Annotated in this window: 18 protein-coding genes; 11 read left to right on the top strand and 7 right to left on the bottom strand. The window is 53.8% G+C overall.

The annotated features are described in order from the left end of the window. Positions 1–14: 14 nt before the first annotated feature. Both WC598_RS09765 and WC598_RS09760 read right to left on the bottom strand, forming a co-directional pair. Complete coding sequence (locus WC598_RS09765) at positions 15–1,235, bottom strand: type III PLP-dependent enzyme (RefSeq protein WP_372961309.1); 1,221 nt, start codon at positions 1,233–1,235, stop codon at positions 15–17. Between the two features lie 31 nt (positions 1,236–1,266). Beyond that, positions 1,267–2,709 (bottom strand): saccharopine dehydrogenase NADP-binding domain-containing protein, encoded by a 1,443-nt coding sequence (locus tag WC598_RS09760; RefSeq protein ID WP_372961308.1) that lies wholly within the window; start codon positions 2,707–2,709, stop codon positions 1,267–1,269. Positions 2,710–2,947: 238 nt separating this feature from the next. On the opposite strand from WC598_RS09760, the gene pfdA reads away from it, so the two are divergent. Genes pfdA through rsmA form a run of 9 tightly spaced genes read left to right on the top strand, consistent with a single transcriptional unit; the run spans position 2,948 to position 9,605 of the window. After that, a complete protein-coding gene (gene pfdA / locus WC598_RS09755) occupies positions 2,948–3,397 on the top strand; it encodes a prefoldin subunit alpha (RefSeq protein WP_372961307.1) in 450 nt (149 codons plus the stop codon). Positions 3,398–3,413: 16 nt separating this feature from the next. Then, positions 3,414–4,469, top strand: a complete 1,056-nt coding sequence (gene ftsY, locus WC598_RS09750; RefSeq protein ID WP_372961306.1) for a signal recognition particle-docking protein FtsY — start codon at positions 3,414–3,416, stop codon at positions 4,467–4,469. Then, on the top strand, positions 4,469–5,794 hold the full coding sequence (locus WC598_RS09745; RefSeq protein WP_372961305.1) for a signal recognition particle protein Srp54: 1,326 nt from the start codon (positions 4,469–4,471) through the stop codon (positions 5,792–5,794). The genes ftsY and WC598_RS09745 overlap by 1 nt, the downstream gene beginning before the upstream one ends. After that, positions 5,795–6,364, top strand: coding sequence for a tRNA (pseudouridine(54)-N(1))-methyltransferase TrmY (trmY, locus tag WC598_RS09740; protein WP_372961304.1), 570 nt, complete (start codon positions 5,795–5,797; stop codon positions 6,362–6,364). A 2-nt stretch (positions 6,365–6,366) separates the two neighbouring features. Continuing rightward, positions 6,367–7,599, top strand: coding sequence for a tRNA pseudouridine(54/55) synthase Pus10 (locus WC598_RS09735; protein WP_372961303.1), 1,233 nt, complete (start codon positions 6,367–6,369; stop codon positions 7,597–7,599). Between the two features lie 3 nt (positions 7,600–7,602). Then, complete coding sequence (locus WC598_RS09730; protein ID WP_372961302.1) at positions 7,603–7,893, top strand: 50S ribosomal protein L21e; 291 nt, start codon at positions 7,603–7,605, stop codon at positions 7,891–7,893. A 21-nt stretch (positions 7,894–7,914) separates the two neighbouring features. Beyond that, positions 7,915–8,265 (top strand): RNA polymerase Rpb4 family protein, encoded by a 351-nt coding sequence (locus WC598_RS09725; RefSeq protein WP_372961301.1) that lies wholly within the window; start codon positions 7,915–7,917, stop codon positions 8,263–8,265. 12 nt (positions 8,266–8,277) lie between these two features. Then, a complete protein-coding gene (locus WC598_RS09720) occupies positions 8,278–8,841 on the top strand; it encodes a DUF655 domain-containing protein (RefSeq protein WP_372961300.1) in 564 nt (187 codons plus the stop codon). Continuing rightward, a complete protein-coding gene (gene rsmA / locus WC598_RS09715) occupies positions 8,838–9,605 on the top strand; it encodes a 16S rRNA (adenine(1518)-N(6)/adenine(1519)-N(6))-dimethyltransferase RsmA (RefSeq protein ID WP_372961299.1) in 768 nt (255 codons plus the stop codon). Before WC598_RS09720 ends, rsmA begins: the two co-directional genes overlap by 4 nt. A 7-nt stretch (positions 9,606–9,612) precedes the next feature. Here the strand turns inward: rsmA and WC598_RS09710 are convergent, their stop codons facing one another. Then, positions 9,613–10,821, bottom strand: coding sequence for a TIR domain-containing protein (locus WC598_RS09710; RefSeq protein ID WP_372961298.1), 1,209 nt, complete (start codon positions 10,819–10,821; stop codon positions 9,613–9,615). Positions 10,822–11,164: 343 nt separating this feature from the next. Here WC598_RS09710 and WC598_RS09705 point away from each other — a divergent pair, with 343 nt between their 5' ends. Next, on the top strand, positions 11,165–12,220 hold the full coding sequence (locus WC598_RS09705) for a DUF1848 domain-containing protein (protein WP_372961297.1): 1,056 nt from the start codon (positions 11,165–11,167) through the stop codon (positions 12,218–12,220). 19 nt (positions 12,221–12,239) lie between these two features. Here the strand turns inward: WC598_RS09705 and thiC are convergent, their stop codons facing one another. Continuing rightward, positions 12,240–13,466: a phosphomethylpyrimidine synthase ThiC gene (gene thiC / locus WC598_RS09700; RefSeq protein ID WP_372961296.1), complete on the bottom strand. Its 1,227-nt coding sequence runs from the start codon at positions 13,464–13,466 to the stop codon at positions 12,240–12,242. 264 nt (positions 13,467–13,730) lie between these two features. Here thiC and WC598_RS09695 point away from each other — a divergent pair, with 264 nt between their 5' ends. Continuing rightward, positions 13,731–14,282, top strand: a complete 552-nt coding sequence (locus WC598_RS09695; protein WP_372961295.1) for a HemK2/MTQ2 family protein methyltransferase — start codon at positions 13,731–13,733, stop codon at positions 14,280–14,282. Between the two features lie 18 nt (positions 14,283–14,300). Here the strand turns inward: WC598_RS09695 and WC598_RS09690 are convergent, their stop codons facing one another. The 3 genes from WC598_RS09690 to WC598_RS09680 are packed head-to-tail and all read right to left on the bottom strand — an operon-like array spanning position 14,301 to position 16,488. Continuing rightward, positions 14,301–15,086, bottom strand: coding sequence for an ABC transporter permease (locus WC598_RS09690; RefSeq protein ID WP_372961294.1), 786 nt, complete (start codon positions 15,084–15,086; stop codon positions 14,301–14,303). A 2-nt stretch (positions 15,087–15,088) separates the two neighbouring features. Beyond that, positions 15,089–16,033, bottom strand: a complete 945-nt coding sequence (locus WC598_RS09685; protein ID WP_372961293.1) for an ABC transporter ATP-binding protein — start codon at positions 16,031–16,033, stop codon at positions 15,089–15,091. Between the two features lie 32 nt (positions 16,034–16,065). Further along, positions 16,066–16,488 carry a phosphate-starvation-inducible PsiE family protein gene (locus tag WC598_RS09680; protein WP_372961292.1) on the bottom strand — a complete coding sequence of 141 codons (423 nt, stop codon included), beginning with the start codon at positions 16,486–16,488 and terminating at the stop codon, positions 16,066–16,068. Positions 16,489–16,506: the final 18 nt, after the last annotated feature.

Here is a 16,506-nt window from a genome sequence, read left to right as displayed (position 1 = left end):
AAAAAAAAATAAAATTACTTGTTGATATGCACCACTTTTGCGGGAGGGAACCCGTTGAAGTAGGTGGAAGATGCATGGGAGTATGCCCCGATGTTCTCGGAATAGACCAGATCCCCGATATCGAGGTCCGGTAACTCCGCTGAGAGCGTGATGGTGTCGAACGCATCGCAGGTCGGCCCGAAGACCGCCGAGATCTGTGTCTCTCCTCTCTTGAACGGCAGGACGGGGTAGTTGACGTGGTCGAAGACCTGGCCGGAATACGTGTGATAGACCCCGTCGTTGATGTAATAACAGGGCTTGCCGTCACGGACTGCTTTTCCCACAACCTTTGCCACAACATTGCAGGTATTTGCCACAAGGAACCTGCCCGGTTCGGCAAGGATCTGCATGTCTTTTGGGAAGAGACGCTTGATCTCGGCGTTCAGTTTCTTTGCCAGCGTCCGGATGGAGCGGATACCGGGGTGGTACTTCACCGGGAAACCGCCCCCGATGTCGAGGATACGGATCTTCCTGCCGGTCCGGGTCTCAACTTCCTTGATGATACTCGCCGAGATCTGCAGGGCCTGGATATAATTCTCGAAGTTCGTACACTGGCTTCCAACGTGGAAACTGAGCCCTTCGACTACGAGACCGTTGTCGAATGCCTCAATGATAAGGTCCACTGCCTCGCCGGGGTGGGCGCCGAATTTCGAGGAGAGCTCAACCATGGAACCGGTGTTTGGTACCTGCAGGCGCAGGACAAGACCTGCATGCGGGGCATGGTCGCGAATCTTGAGGATCTCGTGATGATTATCGAATGTGACGAGCGGCTTGTATTTATCAAGGGCCTCAAGCGTCTCGATAGGCTTGATGGTGTTGGCGTAGATGATCTTGTCCCAGATGTATTCCTGCTGCTCTTTTTTCGGCATGTTCTTGATGTTCTCGTACACGATCATGAACTCGGGCATCGAGGCCACATCGAAGCTGCAGCCGATATCGTACAGGGTCTTTACGATCTCCGGGTTGGAGTTTGCCTTGACCGCAAAATAGACCTGTACATCAGGCATATGCTGCCTGAACTCGTTGTAATTGTCCCGGAGTTTCTGGTGATCGATAACGAAAATAGGGGTACCATGCTCTGCAGCAAGATCCCGCAGGAGTTTTTTACTGACTGTCCCGATATGATGAACGGGGGTTGCCTCATCAGTCCCTTTTTTCTTCCGGCGCTTCTTGTTGTCGACCGCTGTTTTTGTCATTATATGATTGATTTATTGCACGAATATGAATTTATTGCACAAATACGAAATTTTTGAATTGCCAGATATCTTCCCGGTCGTAATTATTCTCCGGGTTCTCTTTGAAATACACAACCCGGTTTTTCAGTGGTGTCCAGTCGGAAGGCCCTGACCAGAATTCCCCGAGATAGGGCTTTGCAATGTTGAGCACGAACTCGTGCGGCAGGTCGTCGGGAAGGCAGAACCCCTTCTTTGGGTTGTTGATCATCCACATCACCGCGCTGACAACCCCGAGCGCGACCTGGATGGTTGTTGCGTTCTGGCCGGGAGCGAGTTTCTTGGCCTCGTCAATGGGCAGGATGCTGCCGGTCCACCACGATTTGTAGGGATGTCCCATCAGGAGCGCCCCGAGGATATCTGCACCGGATACGATCTCGCGGTCGCTCATGATCCGGAGTTTGGGCTGGAGCACGTAGTTCCGCGCCCGGAGTTCGTGGAGGGATGCGATCGTTGCATCGCAGGGCATGTATGCGTAGAGGACGGTCGGTCGGTAGATCGCCTTCCCGTCCTTCCAGACCGTCCACCGGTCGGATATACCGAATGTCTCTCCGTGCCGGATCACCATGCCGATGATCTCCTGGTTGGGGATCCAGGACCGGACCCAGGTATTGATCCCCATCTTCGGGAGAAGGATCCCGTTCTTCGGGCCTACCGGCGGAATAATTGCCATGGGGGGCAGGGTCTTCTCGTGAGTGCCCCAGCCGATCTCGGCCGGTGCGGTCCCCTCCTCCTGGAGCCCCTCAATGCACCAGGTGCCAACGAATTCGCCCACCTTTTTCGGGGACCGGGAGATCTGGGTATCGTGTTCCGAGCAGTGGATCACCCGGACACCGGTCTCCATTGCAAGCCCGCCAAAGTCCTGCTCCCGGATCAGTGTTTTAATCAGTTCCGGATCTTTTGCAATGCCATCGGAAACCATCCGTTCGGCAATATCCACGAGCCCGTGCTTGGCAAAGTGCGAGATGAGGCCCGGGTTTGCACCATGGTCAACAACGCAGGTCGTGGCATCTTTCCAGTCCTTTGTCAGTTCCATGAGTTTCATCTGCCGGTAGTACAGCGTCTTCTCGTAGGGGCTTGCCGTGTGCTTGACGGAGTCCGGGTCCCAGGCCTCAACCGACGTGTTGGCGTAGAGGACTTCATTCTCATGGCACCACTGCACGATCTCGCAGCAGTCGATATTCCATGCCTCATCGATCAGGAGGCCACCGGGCGAGAGGTATTCTGCAAGGGTCTCCTTAAGGTTATTCTGTGTTATCCGGGTCTTGACGAACCGGAGGCCTGCCGAGGTCCATGCCTTGAGATCTGCGGACTTGTCCTTGAAATCGATGATCGTGATGTGGTCAAGGGGGATATTCACATGCCGGAGCAGGATGGGGAACATGCACTTGCATACCGCACCATACCCAATGATCAGAACCCTGTTTTTAAAGTCCAAAATAACCCTCCTGTTATCCGCAGGTTCGCTGGTGATTTCATATGTCGTTGTTCCATTATAAACGATGAGGACTGAAACGATGAAAATGGCCTGTTAACGATAAAAATGACTGAATATGCGGATATTTTCCCTTGCCCTGCGCGACTTAATCCATAATGATGTATTTATGCTCATGGAGGACATACATATCAGGAGTCAGAAATACCCGGTACAGGGATATTTTCAAGGGAGGCGGATTATGGACAATACCATGCAACCAATAGATCAGCGTGAACTGATGACGCTCCAGCATTACCTGAAAGAATATGGTCAGCAGGCAGAGATTTTTATGAGCCAGCTGGAACTGCTGGAGAACGGGAGGATGGAGGCTCATGCAGCAATTGAGGCACTCGAAGCCATGCTCACCTCCGAAGATAATACGGTTCTCCTCCAGATTGGCGGCGGTGCAAGCGTCCGGGCAAAAGTGCTTGAACCCGAGAAGGTTCTCCTTGCCATCGGTGCCGAAGTTGTGGTGGAACGCTCCAACAGCGATGCAATCGAGTTCTTAAAAGAACGGATCATCGAGATGGAAGCTTCCCAGAAGAAAGTGGCTGAGACGCTCGATCGCCTCCGGTCCCAGATGAACGAGATCAACCAGAGGATCGAGTCCGGGTACCAGCAGTCGATGGCTGAGCAGGAAGCGGAATAACGGGGCCGCACTCCTTATGTTTGGGGGTCTTCGCGAGAAACTGCAGGCTGCACGGAACCGGCTGAGCGGGAGTATTCAGGCAGCTGCAGAAAAACCAGAATCCCCTGATCCTTCAGGAGCCCTGGCTAAAGCAACCCCTGAATCGTCGGTAACCGCAGAGCAGCCCTCTGCCGGGACAAAGCCCTCTTTTGTCGAGAAGGTCAAAGTCCTCATCAAGGACCGGGAACTGATCGTATCAGAAAAGGATGTGACCGAGGCCCTTGATGAACTGGAGATGACGCTCCTTGAGAGCGACGTAGCCCTGCCGGCAACAGATGCCATCATATCGCATGTGAGGAAAGGGCTCGTGGGAAAACACCGGAAGATCGGGGAGTCCGTGGATCACCTCGTTGTGAGTGCCCTCAGGACAGCACTCCTCGAAGTGCTCGGGAACGGTTTCGATCTCACCGGGTATATCCGCAATCACCCCAAACCCGTGAAGATCCTCTTCACCGGTGTCAACGGAACCGGCAAGACCACCACGGTGGCCAAGATTGGCTCCTACCTGAAAAAGCAGGGGCTGACTGTGGTCATAGGGGCCGGTGACACCTACCGGGCCGGGGCCATTGAGCAGATCAGTGTGCATGCCGAACGCCTCGGGATCAAGGTCATCCAGCACCAGGAAGGTGCCGATCCGTCAGCCGTCCTTTTCGATGCGGTGCAGTACGCAGTTTCCCATAAACTCGATGTTGTCCTCGCCGATACTGCCGGACGGTTCCACAACAAGGCAAACCTGATGAGCCAGCTCGAGAAGATAAAACGGGTGATGAAACCCGATCTCGTGGTGTACGTTGACGAAGCGGTTGCCGGTAACGATGCTGTGACCCGGGCTTTCGAGTTCGACAAGACCGTTGGGGCGGATGCAGTCGTCCTCACAAAAGCGGATATGGACTCCCGGGGCGGAGCTGCCATCTCGATTGCCCACACCATCGGCAAACCGCTCATGTTTCTTGGGGTGGGCCAGTCGTACGATGACATTATCCCCTTTGAACCGGCAAAAGTAGTGGACGAACTCCTGGACGGTGATTCCTGATGCTCGACGGACTTTCCTCATCTCTGAAAGATGCGCTCAAGAAACTGGCCGGTAAAACCGTAGTTGACCGGGCAGCGGTCGATGAACTGGTCAAGGATCTCCAGCGGGCCCTGATTTCTGCCGATGTCAATGTCAAGCTCGTCATGGAGCTCTCCAAAGCGATCCGCACCCGCTCCCTTGACGAGGAACCCCCAAAGGGGATGAATGTCCGCGAGCATGTGCTCCGGATTGTGTACCAGGAACTGGTCCGGCTTGTCTGGGCCTCAACGGATGTCCGGCTGGAACCCCAGACTATCCTCATGGCGGGTCTCCAGGGGAGCGGCAAGACCACGACAACGGGAAAGCTCGCCCGCTACTTCCAGAAGAAAGGGATGAAGGTCGGCGTCATCTGTGCCGATACGTTCCGGCCCGGAGCTTTCGACCAGATCTCGACCCTCTGTACCAAGATCCATGTTCCCTGCTTTGGCAACCCTCTGGAGAAGGATGCGATAAAGATTACCCGCGAGGGGCTTGTTGCCCTGAAGGATCAGGAACTCATCATCGTTGATACCCAGGGAAGGCATGCGCTCGAAGCGGATCTCATAAATGAGATAATCGAGCTCAACCAGCTGACAAAAGCAACCCACCGCTGGCTTGTTATCGATGCTGCCCTCGGGCAACAGGCGAGCGAACAGGCAAAGCGCTTCCACGAGGCTATCGGAATTGACGGTGTCATCATCACCAAGATGGACGGTACCGCAAAAGGCGGTGGCGCAATATCTGCGGTTGCCGAGACCAAGAGCGGGATTGCCTTTATCGGTAATGGTGAGACTATCGAGGATCTCGAGCGGTTCGATGCCGACGGGTTCATCTCACGGCTTCTCGGTATGGGGGATTTAAAAGCCCTCATGGAGAAGGCAACCGAGGCCATGAAAGTTGACGACATGGACGTCAACGCCATGATGAAGGGCAAGTTCACCCTCCGTGACATGTACAAGCAGCTTGAGGCCCTCAACAAGATGGGCCCCCTGAAACAGATCATGGGCATGCTCCCGCTCGGGAACATGCAGCTGCCTGAAGGTGTGTACGATGTCACCAGCACCAAGATGGTCCGGTACCGGATCATCATGGACTCGATGACCCCCGGTGAACTGGATGACCCGGCGCTCATCAACAGCTCCCGCATGCAGCGGATAGCCCAGGGGGCCGGTGCCACGCCAGATGAAGTCCGCGAACTTATCAAGTATTACAAGATGATGCAGCGCACGCTCAAGGGGCTGCGGGGTGCAAGCGGCGGAAAATTCAACATGCAGCGCTTAATGAAGCGTTTCTCGGGAATGCAGTAAATGACTGCGTTTGCGATTGTCGGGCACCTTGCCCGGACGGACGGGGGATTTTCGCTCAATGACCTGCCGGGCAGCGGCGGACGTATGGATGTCCTCTGCCGGTGCGTGAACGCCTCGCTCTTCCTCTCGCACGATCTTCGCAGGGATGTGGACTGTTACCTTGTCCTCTGCGGGGAACCGAAAGCACCGAAGACCGTGAAGTTCTCCGGTGCAACCGTCTGTTCCCTATCACCGGATGAGCGGAGTGCGGGGGCGCTCATAAAGAAGGTCATCGATGTTCCCTGCGGAAACGAGTTTCGCGAAGCGGCCCAGGGAGTATTTATCCGGAAGGGGGGACTCGAGCGGCTCCTTGCTGAGCACCGCTTTGCGGTACTCGATGAGAAAGGAACGGATGTGCGGGGATCTGCAGATCTTCCGGATGCATTCCTCCTCTCCGACCATCTGAATTTTACGGAGAGCGAGGAAGAGCTTATCCGGAACTGCCCGCGATACTCGGTGGGGCCAAAGTGCCTCCACGCGGATCATACCATAACCGTCCTGCACAATGAACTGGACAGGAGAAGTTGCTGATTATGGAACTACAAGAACAGGTAAAGGCTATCCTTGCCTATGGCGAGTGCTGCGATCACTGCCTCGGGCGGTTCTTTGGCAAACGCTCCCACGGGCTCTCGAACGATGAACGGGGACGCGGCCTTAAGATCGCGCTTGCGATTGCCGAGAACCAGCCGTACAAAAAATTCACCGGCACCTGCTGGGTCTGCGGAAATTTCTTCGATGATGTTTCGCTGTGGGCTGACCGGGTGATCGAAGCCACGAAGGGTATTGAGTTCTCAACGCTCCTCGTGGGCTGCCGCGTCCCTCCCCTGATTGCCGAGAACGAGGAGATGGTCTGGAGCGATCTCTCGCTTGCCGAGCCCGAACCCTTCAAATCCGAAGTGAACCGGGAAGTGGGAAAAGCGGTCTCTGCCCGGATAGGCAAGCTCGTGGATTTCAAGAAGCCGGAACTGGTTCTCATCCTTGATGCCGCGAAAGGAACGGTCGAGGTCCAGATCAACTCGGCCTTCTTCTACGGCCGCTACCAGAAGTTCGAGCGGGGTATCCCCCAGACCCACTGGGACTGCCGGGCCTGCAGGGGTGCGGGCTGCGAGAAATGCAACTTCACCGGGGCCCAGTACCTCGACTCTGTCGAGGAACTGATCGGCCGGCCGGTTATTGAGATGTTCGATGCCGACAACGCCGTGCTGCATGGCGCGGGCAGGGAGGATATCGACGCCCGGATGGTGGGAACCGGCCGTCCCTTTATTCTCGAAGTGGTCTCGCCAAAGAAACGCTCCATCGACCTTGCGGAACTGGAAAACGAGATCAACCGTACCGCTGACGGGCGTGTCTCCGTTGCGATAAAACGCTGGGCCGACCGGGCAGAGGTGGAAACCCTTAAATCAAACAAAGCGCATAAAAAATACAGGATCCTGGTCGAGGTTGAAGGCGAATTACCTGCGGATGAGTTCGCAAAAGCCGTAAAAACCTTGCAGGGCGCCACAATATACCAGCGCACGCCCGAAAGGGTCGCTCACCGGAGAGCCGACAAGGTCCGGGAGCGAAAAGTCCTCGATATCGAGTGTGTAGGGGAACAGGACGGCAACTTCATTGTTGAAGTCCTGGGTGAAGCCGGCCTCTACATAAAAGAACTCGTATCCGGGGACACCGGCAGAACGAGTCCGAGTCTTGCCGAGATCCTGCAAAGAGCGGCTCACGTCACCAGCCTCGACGTTACACAGGTTGAAGGAGCACAGGAGGGAGAATAAACAATGGCACACCACAATGGTCCAAGAAAGAAAACACGGTATAAATTCAAGAAAGATTTACGGGAACGCGGGCTGCCCCCGTGCACCTGCGTCATCCAGAGATTCGAGGTCGGGGACCGGGTTCACATTGTCTGCAATCCCAGCGTCCAGAAGGGCATGCCCCACCGCCGTTTCCACGGACTGACAGGAACCGTTCTCGGTCAGCGCGGGCGTGCATGGATGCTCACCATCCGTGACGGCAATGCTGACAAGATCGTCATTGCCAGACCACAACATCTAAAAGCACAAAAGTAAATTCACTGTCAGGTTATTGGCATGAAAGTTAAGGGTATAATTAGCGAAGAGAAGGTCACGCTTCCGGAGATGCGTGGCGTACTTTTAGGTGTGGAATCTGAACGGATTGCCGCCGAAAAGGAGATGTCCTACGAGTTCCGGCGCAGCATCGAGCATGCCAATCAGCTTGCAAAGACAACACCTGAAAAAGCAGAGGCACTTGTCTCCGATCTCATCAAGATGGAGAAGATGAAGCCGGAGATTGCCTACCGTATTGCAAACATCATGCCAAAAACCCGTGATGAAGTACGGGCTATCTTTGCAAAAGAGCGGTACACGCTCTCGCCCGAGGAACTCGATAAGATTATCGAAACAGTAATGACACGCTTCTGAGGTGTGGAAGTGATGAAGGCGGAGAAAAAAGAGGTAAATGCGATCGTACTCGATGTGCTCCTCAAAGGGCACCCCGACGACCCCCGCCCCCCTTTTAAGAGAGAACCGATCGTTCAGGCGATGGGTGTCGAACAGTTCAAACTGCTTGAGCTTGTGCCCAAAGCCGGTGTCCAGATGGAGATCCAGGAGAAGGTCTACATCGGGGATGCCGAGCGGCAGAAAGTCGAACGTGTCAAACGCCGTGTCGGGTACGAGGAACTGACCCCGACCGCCCGTGGTGAACTGCCGTTCGTTATCGAACTGGTGGTAAAAGAGCGGGAACCGGATTTTGTCGCGTTCTTCAACAAGGCCATCTCGATCACACCCAAGCTCCACATGCTCCATCTCCTCCCGGGGATCGGCAAGAAACTGATGTGGGAGATTCTCGAAGAGCGCAACAAGAAACCGTTTGCGAGTCTGGCAGATATCTCTGCACGGATCAAGTCCATCCCCCACCCGGAGAGGATGATCCAGGCCCGGATTCTTGAGGAACTCCAGGACAAGGACGTCAAGTACCACGTCTTCACCTCGAAATGAAAGCGCACAACGACCAGCATTTCCTCATAGACCAGCACGCGATTGAGCGTATTGCTGATCTTGCTGAAGTGAAGGGGAGGAAGGTGCTTGAGATCGGGCCGGGCAACGGAGCTCTCACAAGGGCCCTGCTCGACCGGGGGGCAAAGGTTCATGCAATTGAACTCGATGGCAGGCTCTGCGAAGAGCTGGCCGTTATTTTTTCTGAAGAGTTAGCTTCCGGACAGTTGACCCTCCAGCAGGGGGATGCGACCCGGTGTCCTATCCCCCCCTTCGAGATCTCTGTTTCCAACCTTCCCTACTCTGCATCCTCAAAGATCACGTTCCGGCTGCTCGATATCGGGTTTGAAGTGGCGGTACTGATGTACCAGACCGAGTTTGCCGACCGGATGGTTGCCCGTGCAGGAACCAAGGACTGCGGCCGGCTCTCCATCATGGTCCAGACCTACGCCGCAGTCCAGACCTGTTTTAAGCTCCCTCCCCAGAGCTTCTCGCCACGGCCAGAGGTCAACTCAACGGTCGTCAAGATCTTTCCCCGGGATCCTATCTTCTTTATCAACGATCGCAGGCTGTATGCCGATGTGGTCCGGGCGCTCTTCTCCCACCGGAGAAAGACCGTGAGAAACTGTCTGAAAGGTTCTGTGGGCAGCATGCTTCCTGCCGCCTGGGTGGAGCGGGTGTTACAGGAACTGCCCCCCGAGATCCTCCAGAGCCGTCCGGAAGCCCTGTACCTTGAGGATTTTGCAACGATTGCAAATATCGAGTAAAAAAGGATCAGTTCTCGTTAGACTTTCCTTTAAATTTGCTAACGGCTTTCATCAATTTCATCCCAGTTGTCCAAGATAATTCATTCCCAGAAAATTCACATCGATATAATCCTTGAAGGTTGGAAGGTATTGCAACAACCTTGTCCCAAACTAATACAACTTTTTTATCGTAAAGAACGAATGCAGCACCAATCTCAATTAACACATTTTGATTGATTCCTTGGGTTCTATCCTCTCTCTTCTCTTTTTCATCCGCTGTAACGCATATTACCGCTGCATTACATCTTCGCATCGCAGATAATACTTTTTCCGTCACTGGGATCGCAGCAGATTCTTCCTCTTCAGCGATTTCATATTCAATGTCGGCTAATTCTAGCATCGTTTTTATTTGTTCAACGATCTCCTGATTATTGCTATGCGAAATAAAAATTCTAGGTTTCAGGGTATTATCTTGTGACTGGAATTTTTCAAAATCCTGTTCATTTTGTTTGTTGTCTACATTATCCTCTGGGGGAGTGTCTTTTTTAGTTTCGCCGGTTGAAGTTTGAGATGTTTTATCTTCAGATTTTTGATCTTGTTTAGTCTGGTCAACAGAGATGTGATTAATAGCATCTATCATCACATAGGGTGATCCTGAAATATCTCGTATGATCCCTGAAGATCTACCGTTTGCGATAAAAATTTTTAAGAAATCATCTAACCATTCCCTTGATAACCCGAATTCTCTCTCGATAGTATTTTTCAGGAAAGTTTCACTTGGTAATTTATTTTCATTATAATGATCGTACACTCTTTTGAAGAATTCAGGATTTAATGTGGCTTTATTATATGAAGTCTGTCTTTCTTGATCACTTGTTGGCTTGATAATTGAAATGCCTAATGGCGTCATTTCAATATATTCAGATTTTTCATTTCCTGTTGTTAATCCATATTTAAATGACGAACTAAGTAGCAGTCGATACTCTGAACTTCCTGGTGTTCGTCCAACTGCCTCTGCTAACAATAATCGCTTCATCGGTTTACCGGCGTTATTGTCTTGAATTGCTCTAGCAACACACAACGCGTCTTCAAGTGTATGAGCAGGGTATGGTCGGTTGGACCTTTTCTCCACTTTTTCCTTAATTGTACTGATTGGTGTTTTTTCCGTCATCACGTTTTCCTTCTCCTGGGATCTATGATTTGAATTGTCATTGTTAACTTGGTCTATCTTTTCCATGATCACATATTTGTATATAAGTACTATTTAAACTGATCATAATCTGGAATAAAACTGTGATCAATTATTGGGATTAAACAAATGTTCTGGGAATTGTTTGAAGTTTATCCAAAAATTTGTTTATTAACTCTCTCGCAAAAACGAACTTCAATATTAATATTAAAATTGCCAGCTGTTAAAATTGCATTAAATTAAATTTTTTTTCTCATCCATCTTTTTGAATAATCACATTACTTTGTAATAAAATTATGAACCATAAAAATAATGATCTAAACATTGCAAAATGTTGTGAATTAATTTTTATATTACACGAACCCTTCGAATTATCTTTAGGATAGTTATTATGGTGTGGAATGGCTGGGAACACCTCCCGCTGGAAATTGCCAATCCCGATTCCCCAACGGGGGTGAGGACGGTTGAAGCCATTGCCCCGCTCATTGTTTCAGCGAGCCGCTCGACCGATATCCCGGCTTTGTTTGGCGACTGGTTCATGGCCCGTCTGAACGCCGGGTATGTGAAATGGAAGAGCCCTTTTGGTGGCAGTCCGGTCTATGTCTCCTATGCAAAAACCCGGCTCTTTGTCTTCTGGTCGAAGAACCCGGCCCCGTTCCTGCCGCACCTTGACACCCTTGACCGGGCAGGCTATGGCTATTACTTCCTCTACACGCTCAACGATTACGATGCCGAAGGGCTCGAACCCCGAATTCCCCCGGTTGATGAACGGATACGGACGTTTATCCGCCTCTCAAAACGCATCGGAAAGGGACGGGTTGTCTGGCGGTTCGATCCCCTGATCCTGTCGGATCAGATCACGGTGAGCGACCTGCTTGAAAAGGTCAGGTCTGTCGGTGACCAGATCGCTCCCTCTACCCGCAGGCTTGTTTTTAGTTTTGTTGATATCAGAAAGTACCGGAAGGTCGAAAGGAACCTGGTGAGTCAGGGTTTTTCCGGTGTCCGGGAGTTCACGGACCGCGAACGTGCGGAATTTTGTACCGGTCTTGCCGCTCTCAATACGCGGTGGGGTCTGGAGATATCAGCCTGCGGGGAGAATGGCGATCTGTCGCCCTATGGTATATCGAAAGGACAATGCATCAGCTATTCCCTGATAACGGAAGAATTTTTTAAGGATGCTGCGCTGATGGGTTTCCTCCGGCCGGGTGGCCAGCAGGCACTTGCCGGGAGCGCGGATTCGCCAATCCCTGCCCGGTACCTTAAGGATCCGGGGCAGCGGAACGCGTGCAGCTGCATAGTATCAAAAGATATCGGGCAGTATTCCACCTGCATGCACCTGTGCGCTTACTGTTATGCGAACAGCTCGACCGCAGGAGTTATCGCGAACTACCAGCGGTACCGCGAGAATGCCGGTCGCGGTATCTTCCCGGACACCATAACCGGCTGAATAACGTGGGGTATGAGGATCAGAACTCCCGCATAATCTTTATTGCGCAGAACTCCCCGCACATCGTGCATTCCCTGTCCCCGTCGGAGAGTTCCCGGGCCCTTGCGGGGTCCATGGAGCAGCGAATCTGCCCTTCGCGGTCAAGGGTGGCCCGGAGCCGTGCCACGTTTTTATCCTCTGCATCCCGTCCGTATTTGACAGAATCCCCGATATGGGCGGCTATCCGGAACGCGATAAGCCCCTCCTTGACCGCAGCCGGTCCCGGAAGCCCGAGGTGTTCGGCCGGCGTGATATAACAGAGGTAATCTGCTCCTGCAGCACTTGCCACACTTCCGCCGACCGCCCCGGCAATGTGGTCATAGCCGGCACCGATGTCGGTAGGGAGCGGACCGGCAACAAAGAGCGGGAATGGGGATGCTTTCCGGTAATCCCGGATATACCGGGGTATACGGTCGCTGCGGATATGACCCCCGCAGCCTTCGATGATGACCTGCACTCCTGCCTCATGGGCCCGGGCTGCGAGCAGGGCATTCCCGCGGATCTCCTCCTTCTGCATGGCGTCCCTGCGGTCATGGATGCACCCGCTCCGGGCGGTGTTCCCGAGCGAGAGGACGATATCGTGCTTTTTGCAGATGGAGAGAACCTCGTCGAAGTGCTCGATGTAGGGGTTCTCGCACTGGTTCTTGAGTATGAACGCACTGGTAATCGATCCGCCTTTTGAGACCAGGCCGAGGATCCGCTTCTTCTTTTTATACAGATCGAGCATGGTACGGCTGACGCAGTGGATCACACAGGAACTGATGCCCTCCTCTGCCTGCATGCGGAGCATGCCGAGAATATCCCCGGAGGTCATATCCCGAAAGCCGTGCTCCACCACGCTCTGATAAATGGGAACGGTGGTGAGCGGAAGGGTAGTCTCTGCAAGGATTGCTGCCCGGATGGCGGTGATGTCCCCGCCCATCGAGAGGTCGCTGATGGTGTCGCCGCCAAACTCTTCTGCGATCCGGGCCTTCTCCAGTTCATCCTCAAGGCACACTTTTTCCGTAGATGTACCCAGGTTGACATTGATCTTGGTGCGGCAATCCTTACCAATACCGGTCAACCGCTTCCCTCGCTGCATGATCACGGCCCGGCCTGCCGCAATATGACCGCAGAGGAGTTCCGGGTCAATACCCTCGGCTTTTGCAGTCTTTCGCATCTGGGGTGTAATCGTTCCCTTCCGGGCATAATCGACCTGTGTCTGCACGTCTTCCCGCTCCTCTTTCACATATCTATTGAGCCCATTTTTGATATTCCTGCTGGGATCGGGTACCGCAATTTTCCGGTGTATCTCCGGCTCACAGGTACATCCTGGGGCCTGTGATCGTGCCCTGCCCGTTTTTCTCGTAATGGGATGATTTCAGGGTAATAAACTGCCGGCAGGTTTACATAAGAATGACGGGCTGGCGCTCCCGGCAGATTCTTTTTAGGCAATCCCTTTTTGCCCCTCCGGTCGTACCATTCAGGGACAATGTCCCACGATCCCGCCCAGGTCTACCAGCCGGAAGCCGATACCTTCCTCCTCCTCCGGGCCGCACTGGCCGAAGTCCGGCCTTCCGACCGGGTCCTGGAGATCGGGACCGGGTCCGGGCATATTGCCCGGCACCTCTCCCCGGTTGCTGAGGTTGTTGCAACGGATATCAATCCCCATGCGGCCTGCTGTGCCCGGGGATATGGCGTGGAGGTTGTAAGAACCGATCTCGCTGCCGGGATCCGGGGACCTTTCGATCTTATCCTTTTCAATCCCCCCTACCTCCCTACGCTGCCGGAGGAGCGGATTGATGACTGGCTGGAGTATGCTCTGGACGGGGGAATCACCGGGCGGGAAGTAATTGAGCGTTTTGCTGCGGAAGCGGGGAGGATTCTTGCTCCCAAAGGGGGGATCCTCCTTCTCATCTCATCCTTAACCGGCCTTCCCGAAACCTCTGCAATCTTTAAAAAGAGCGGCTTCCGTGTTTTTATTGTTGCAGAAGAGTCCCTTGAGGATGAACAATTATACGTGCTGCGGATAACCCGCGATTAATAACTCTTATTCCGGGGCTCAGACAATCAGGCGCTTTTTCATCAGGTTGATGGAGAGGACGCAGACGATGAGCGTCACAAGAATGATCCATACAAGGTGCAGGAACAGCATCCACGAGAATGACGGGATGGTGAACATCCGCATGATCGCAACGATGTGGGTGAGGGGCATGACCACAAGCGCCGCATACTGAATCGCTGTTGGCAGGAGCGCGAGCGGGAAGAACGTTCCCGAGAAGAGGGTCATGGGTGTGATGAAGAGGAACGACGGGTAATTGAGCGTGTCGATCCCGGGCGTTACCGCAGTGAAGCACATCCCGATACCTGCAAACATCAGCCCGCCAAGGAACGCGAGCGGGATGGCAAGGAGGGATGCCGGCAGGGAGATGACGCCAAACGCGGCAAGGACGGGGAGCATGATCGCAACATACATCACGCTCCGGGTTGCCCCCCAGAGGATCTCTCCCGCGATCACGTCCTCGATTGAGAGCGGTGTGGCGATCATGGCATCGAAACTCTTCTGGTAGTACATCCGGACGTACGAACCGTACGTGCATTCGAAGAAGGCCGAGTTCATCACCGCGATGGCAAGGATAGCCGGTGCAATGTAGTTCACATAGGGGATCCCGTCAATGGCCCCAACGTACGACCCGATGCCAAGCCCGATGGCAAAGAGGTAAAGGAAGGCCTCAATGAACGGGGGAAAGAAGTTCACTTTCCACGTCTTTAAGAAAACTTCGAAGTTCCGGTACCAGACCCTGCCCGCCCGCCGTGTGATTACGGGTATGGAAAATACGGATGTCATGGTCACTCCCGGAGTGTCCTCCCGGTCAGTTTCAGGAATACGTCTTCAAGGGTTGCCGGCCGGGTGAGCACGTTCTTTGGCTGGCAGCGGTCGAAGAGGAGCCGGGCAACGTTGCGGGCGGACCCGGTGGCTACCTGGATGGTGTCGCCGAATGTCTCGAACGGGATCTGCGAACCGTTCAGACAGGCCGCTGTCTCGGGAGTGTTCTCCACTTCCACGATCTCCTCCCCGACATGTTCCCGCACCAGATCAGCCGGGGCACCCTCCACCAGGATCTTCCCGTTGTCCATGATCACGAGCCGGTCGCAAAGCCGTGACGCCTCGTCCAGGTAATGCGTGTTCATCACAATGGTATTTCCCTGGGCCTTGAGCAGTTTGAGTTTCTCCCAGATCAGGTGGCGGGCCTGCGGGTCGAGCCCGATGGTCGGCTCATCGAGAATGAGCAGGTCCGGGCTGTTGACGAGCGCCCGGGCCAGGATCAGGCGCCGCTTCATCCCGCCCGAGAGCTTGTCGACCGGCACATCCCGCTTCTCCTGCAACTGGACGAACTCCAGCAGTTCATCGGCTTTTTTCTGTGCGGCTGCTTCGGGAATATCGAAATACCTCGAGTAGGTGATGAGATTGCCGTAGCAGGAGAAATCCGGGTCCAGGTTTGTCTCCTGCGGGACAACGCCGAGCCGCTGTTTGATCTCTGCAGGGCTCAGATCCGGGTCCAGGCCAAAAACCCTGAGCGAGCCGGCCGTGCGGGGAGAGATGCAGGTGATCATCTTCATGGTCGTGGTCTTGCCAGCCCCGTTGGGCCCGAGGAAACCGAAGATCTCTCCCTTTTTCACGGTAAACCGGATGCCGGCTACAGCGACGATGCTCCCGTAAGTCTTCTTCAGGTCCCCGGCATCGATGATATCCGGCATGGTCATTCTTCCCAGTGAGGAAGTTGTGCATCCCATCCTAATAATCTGCGTGCAAAAAAAGGTGAACGTTACGGGAGCTGTTCCGGTTTGACAAGAACGATGCCTGCAATAAGGACTGCCAGGAGCGCAACCGTGCCAAAGACCATGGCGGGATCAACGGTTCCGACATTATAGACAAGGATGTGCCGGACCATGCCCGTGAGTCCCGCAATGAGCAGGGCCCGGACTTCCACATGTTTGGTCCTGAAATAAACCGTGACCGTCTCGAAGAGGACGATGATCGTGATGGTGAGGAGGAGTGCGTAGATGACACCGACAAGACCGTTGGCAAAGTCCCGGCTGTTGATCATCTGGACGATCAGCTGGGCTGCATCATAGATCGAGAAGATCGCAATGATCGTGAGCATGACTGCCACGATCATGTACATGATCATCGGCACGATTGAAAATATCCTGATTACATATTCTACGGGGGAATGTTGTCCTGCCATACTTCGGTCTCCAGTCCG

This window comes from Methanoregula sp., from assembly GCF_041645475.1.
In the GTDB taxonomy this organism is placed as follows: Archaea; Halobacteriota; Methanomicrobia; order Methanomicrobiales; family Methanospirillaceae; genus Methanoregula.
This window is presented reverse-complemented; position numbering and strand designations above follow the sequence as displayed.

Coding starts and splice junctions, on each gene's coding strand:
- WC598_RS09765 (WP_372961309.1), bottom strand. CDS start 1,235: ATGACAAAAACAGCGGTCGACAACAAGAAGCGCCGGAAGAAAAAAGGG.
- pfdA (WP_372961307.1), top strand. CDS start 2,948: ATGGACAATACCATGCAACCAATAGATCAGCGTGAACTGATGACGCTC.
- ftsY (WP_372961306.1), top strand. CDS start 3,414: ATGTTTGGGGGTCTTCGCGAGAAACTGCAGGCTGCACGGAACCGGCTG.
- WC598_RS09745 (WP_372961305.1), top strand. CDS start 4,469: ATGCTCGACGGACTTTCCTCATCTCTGAAAGATGCGCTCAAGAAACTG.
- trmY (WP_372961304.1), top strand. CDS start 5,795: ATGACTGCGTTTGCGATTGTCGGGCACCTTGCCCGGACGGACGGGGGA.
- WC598_RS09735 (WP_372961303.1), top strand. CDS start 6,367: ATGGAACTACAAGAACAGGTAAAGGCTATCCTTGCCTATGGCGAGTGC.
- WC598_RS09730 (WP_372961302.1), top strand. CDS start 7,603: ATGGCACACCACAATGGTCCAAGAAAGAAAACACGGTATAAATTCAAG.
- WC598_RS09725 (WP_372961301.1), top strand. CDS start 7,915: ATGAAAGTTAAGGGTATAATTAGCGAAGAGAAGGTCACGCTTCCGGAG.
- WC598_RS09720 (WP_372961300.1), top strand. CDS start 8,278: ATGAAGGCGGAGAAAAAAGAGGTAAATGCGATCGTACTCGATGTGCTC.
- rsmA (WP_372961299.1), top strand. CDS start 8,838: ATGAAAGCGCACAACGACCAGCATTTCCTCATAGACCAGCACGCGATT.
- WC598_RS09710 (WP_372961298.1), bottom strand. CDS start 10,821: ATGGAAAAGATAGACCAAGTTAACAATGACAATTCAAATCATAGATCC.
- WC598_RS09705 (WP_372961297.1), top strand. CDS start 11,165: ATGGTGTGGAATGGCTGGGAACACCTCCCGCTGGAAATTGCCAATCCC.
- WC598_RS09695 (WP_372961295.1), top strand. CDS start 13,731: ATGTCCCACGATCCCGCCCAGGTCTACCAGCCGGAAGCCGATACCTTC.
- WC598_RS09690 (WP_372961294.1), bottom strand. CDS start 15,086: ATGACATCCGTATTTTCCATACCCGTAATCACACGGCGGGCGGGCAGG.
- WC598_RS09685 (WP_372961293.1), bottom strand. CDS start 16,033: ATGGGATGCACAACTTCCTCACTGGGAAGAATGACCATGCCGGATATC.
- WC598_RS09680 (WP_372961292.1), bottom strand. CDS start 16,488: ATGGCAGGACAACATTCCCCCGTAGAATATGTAATCAGGATATTTTCA.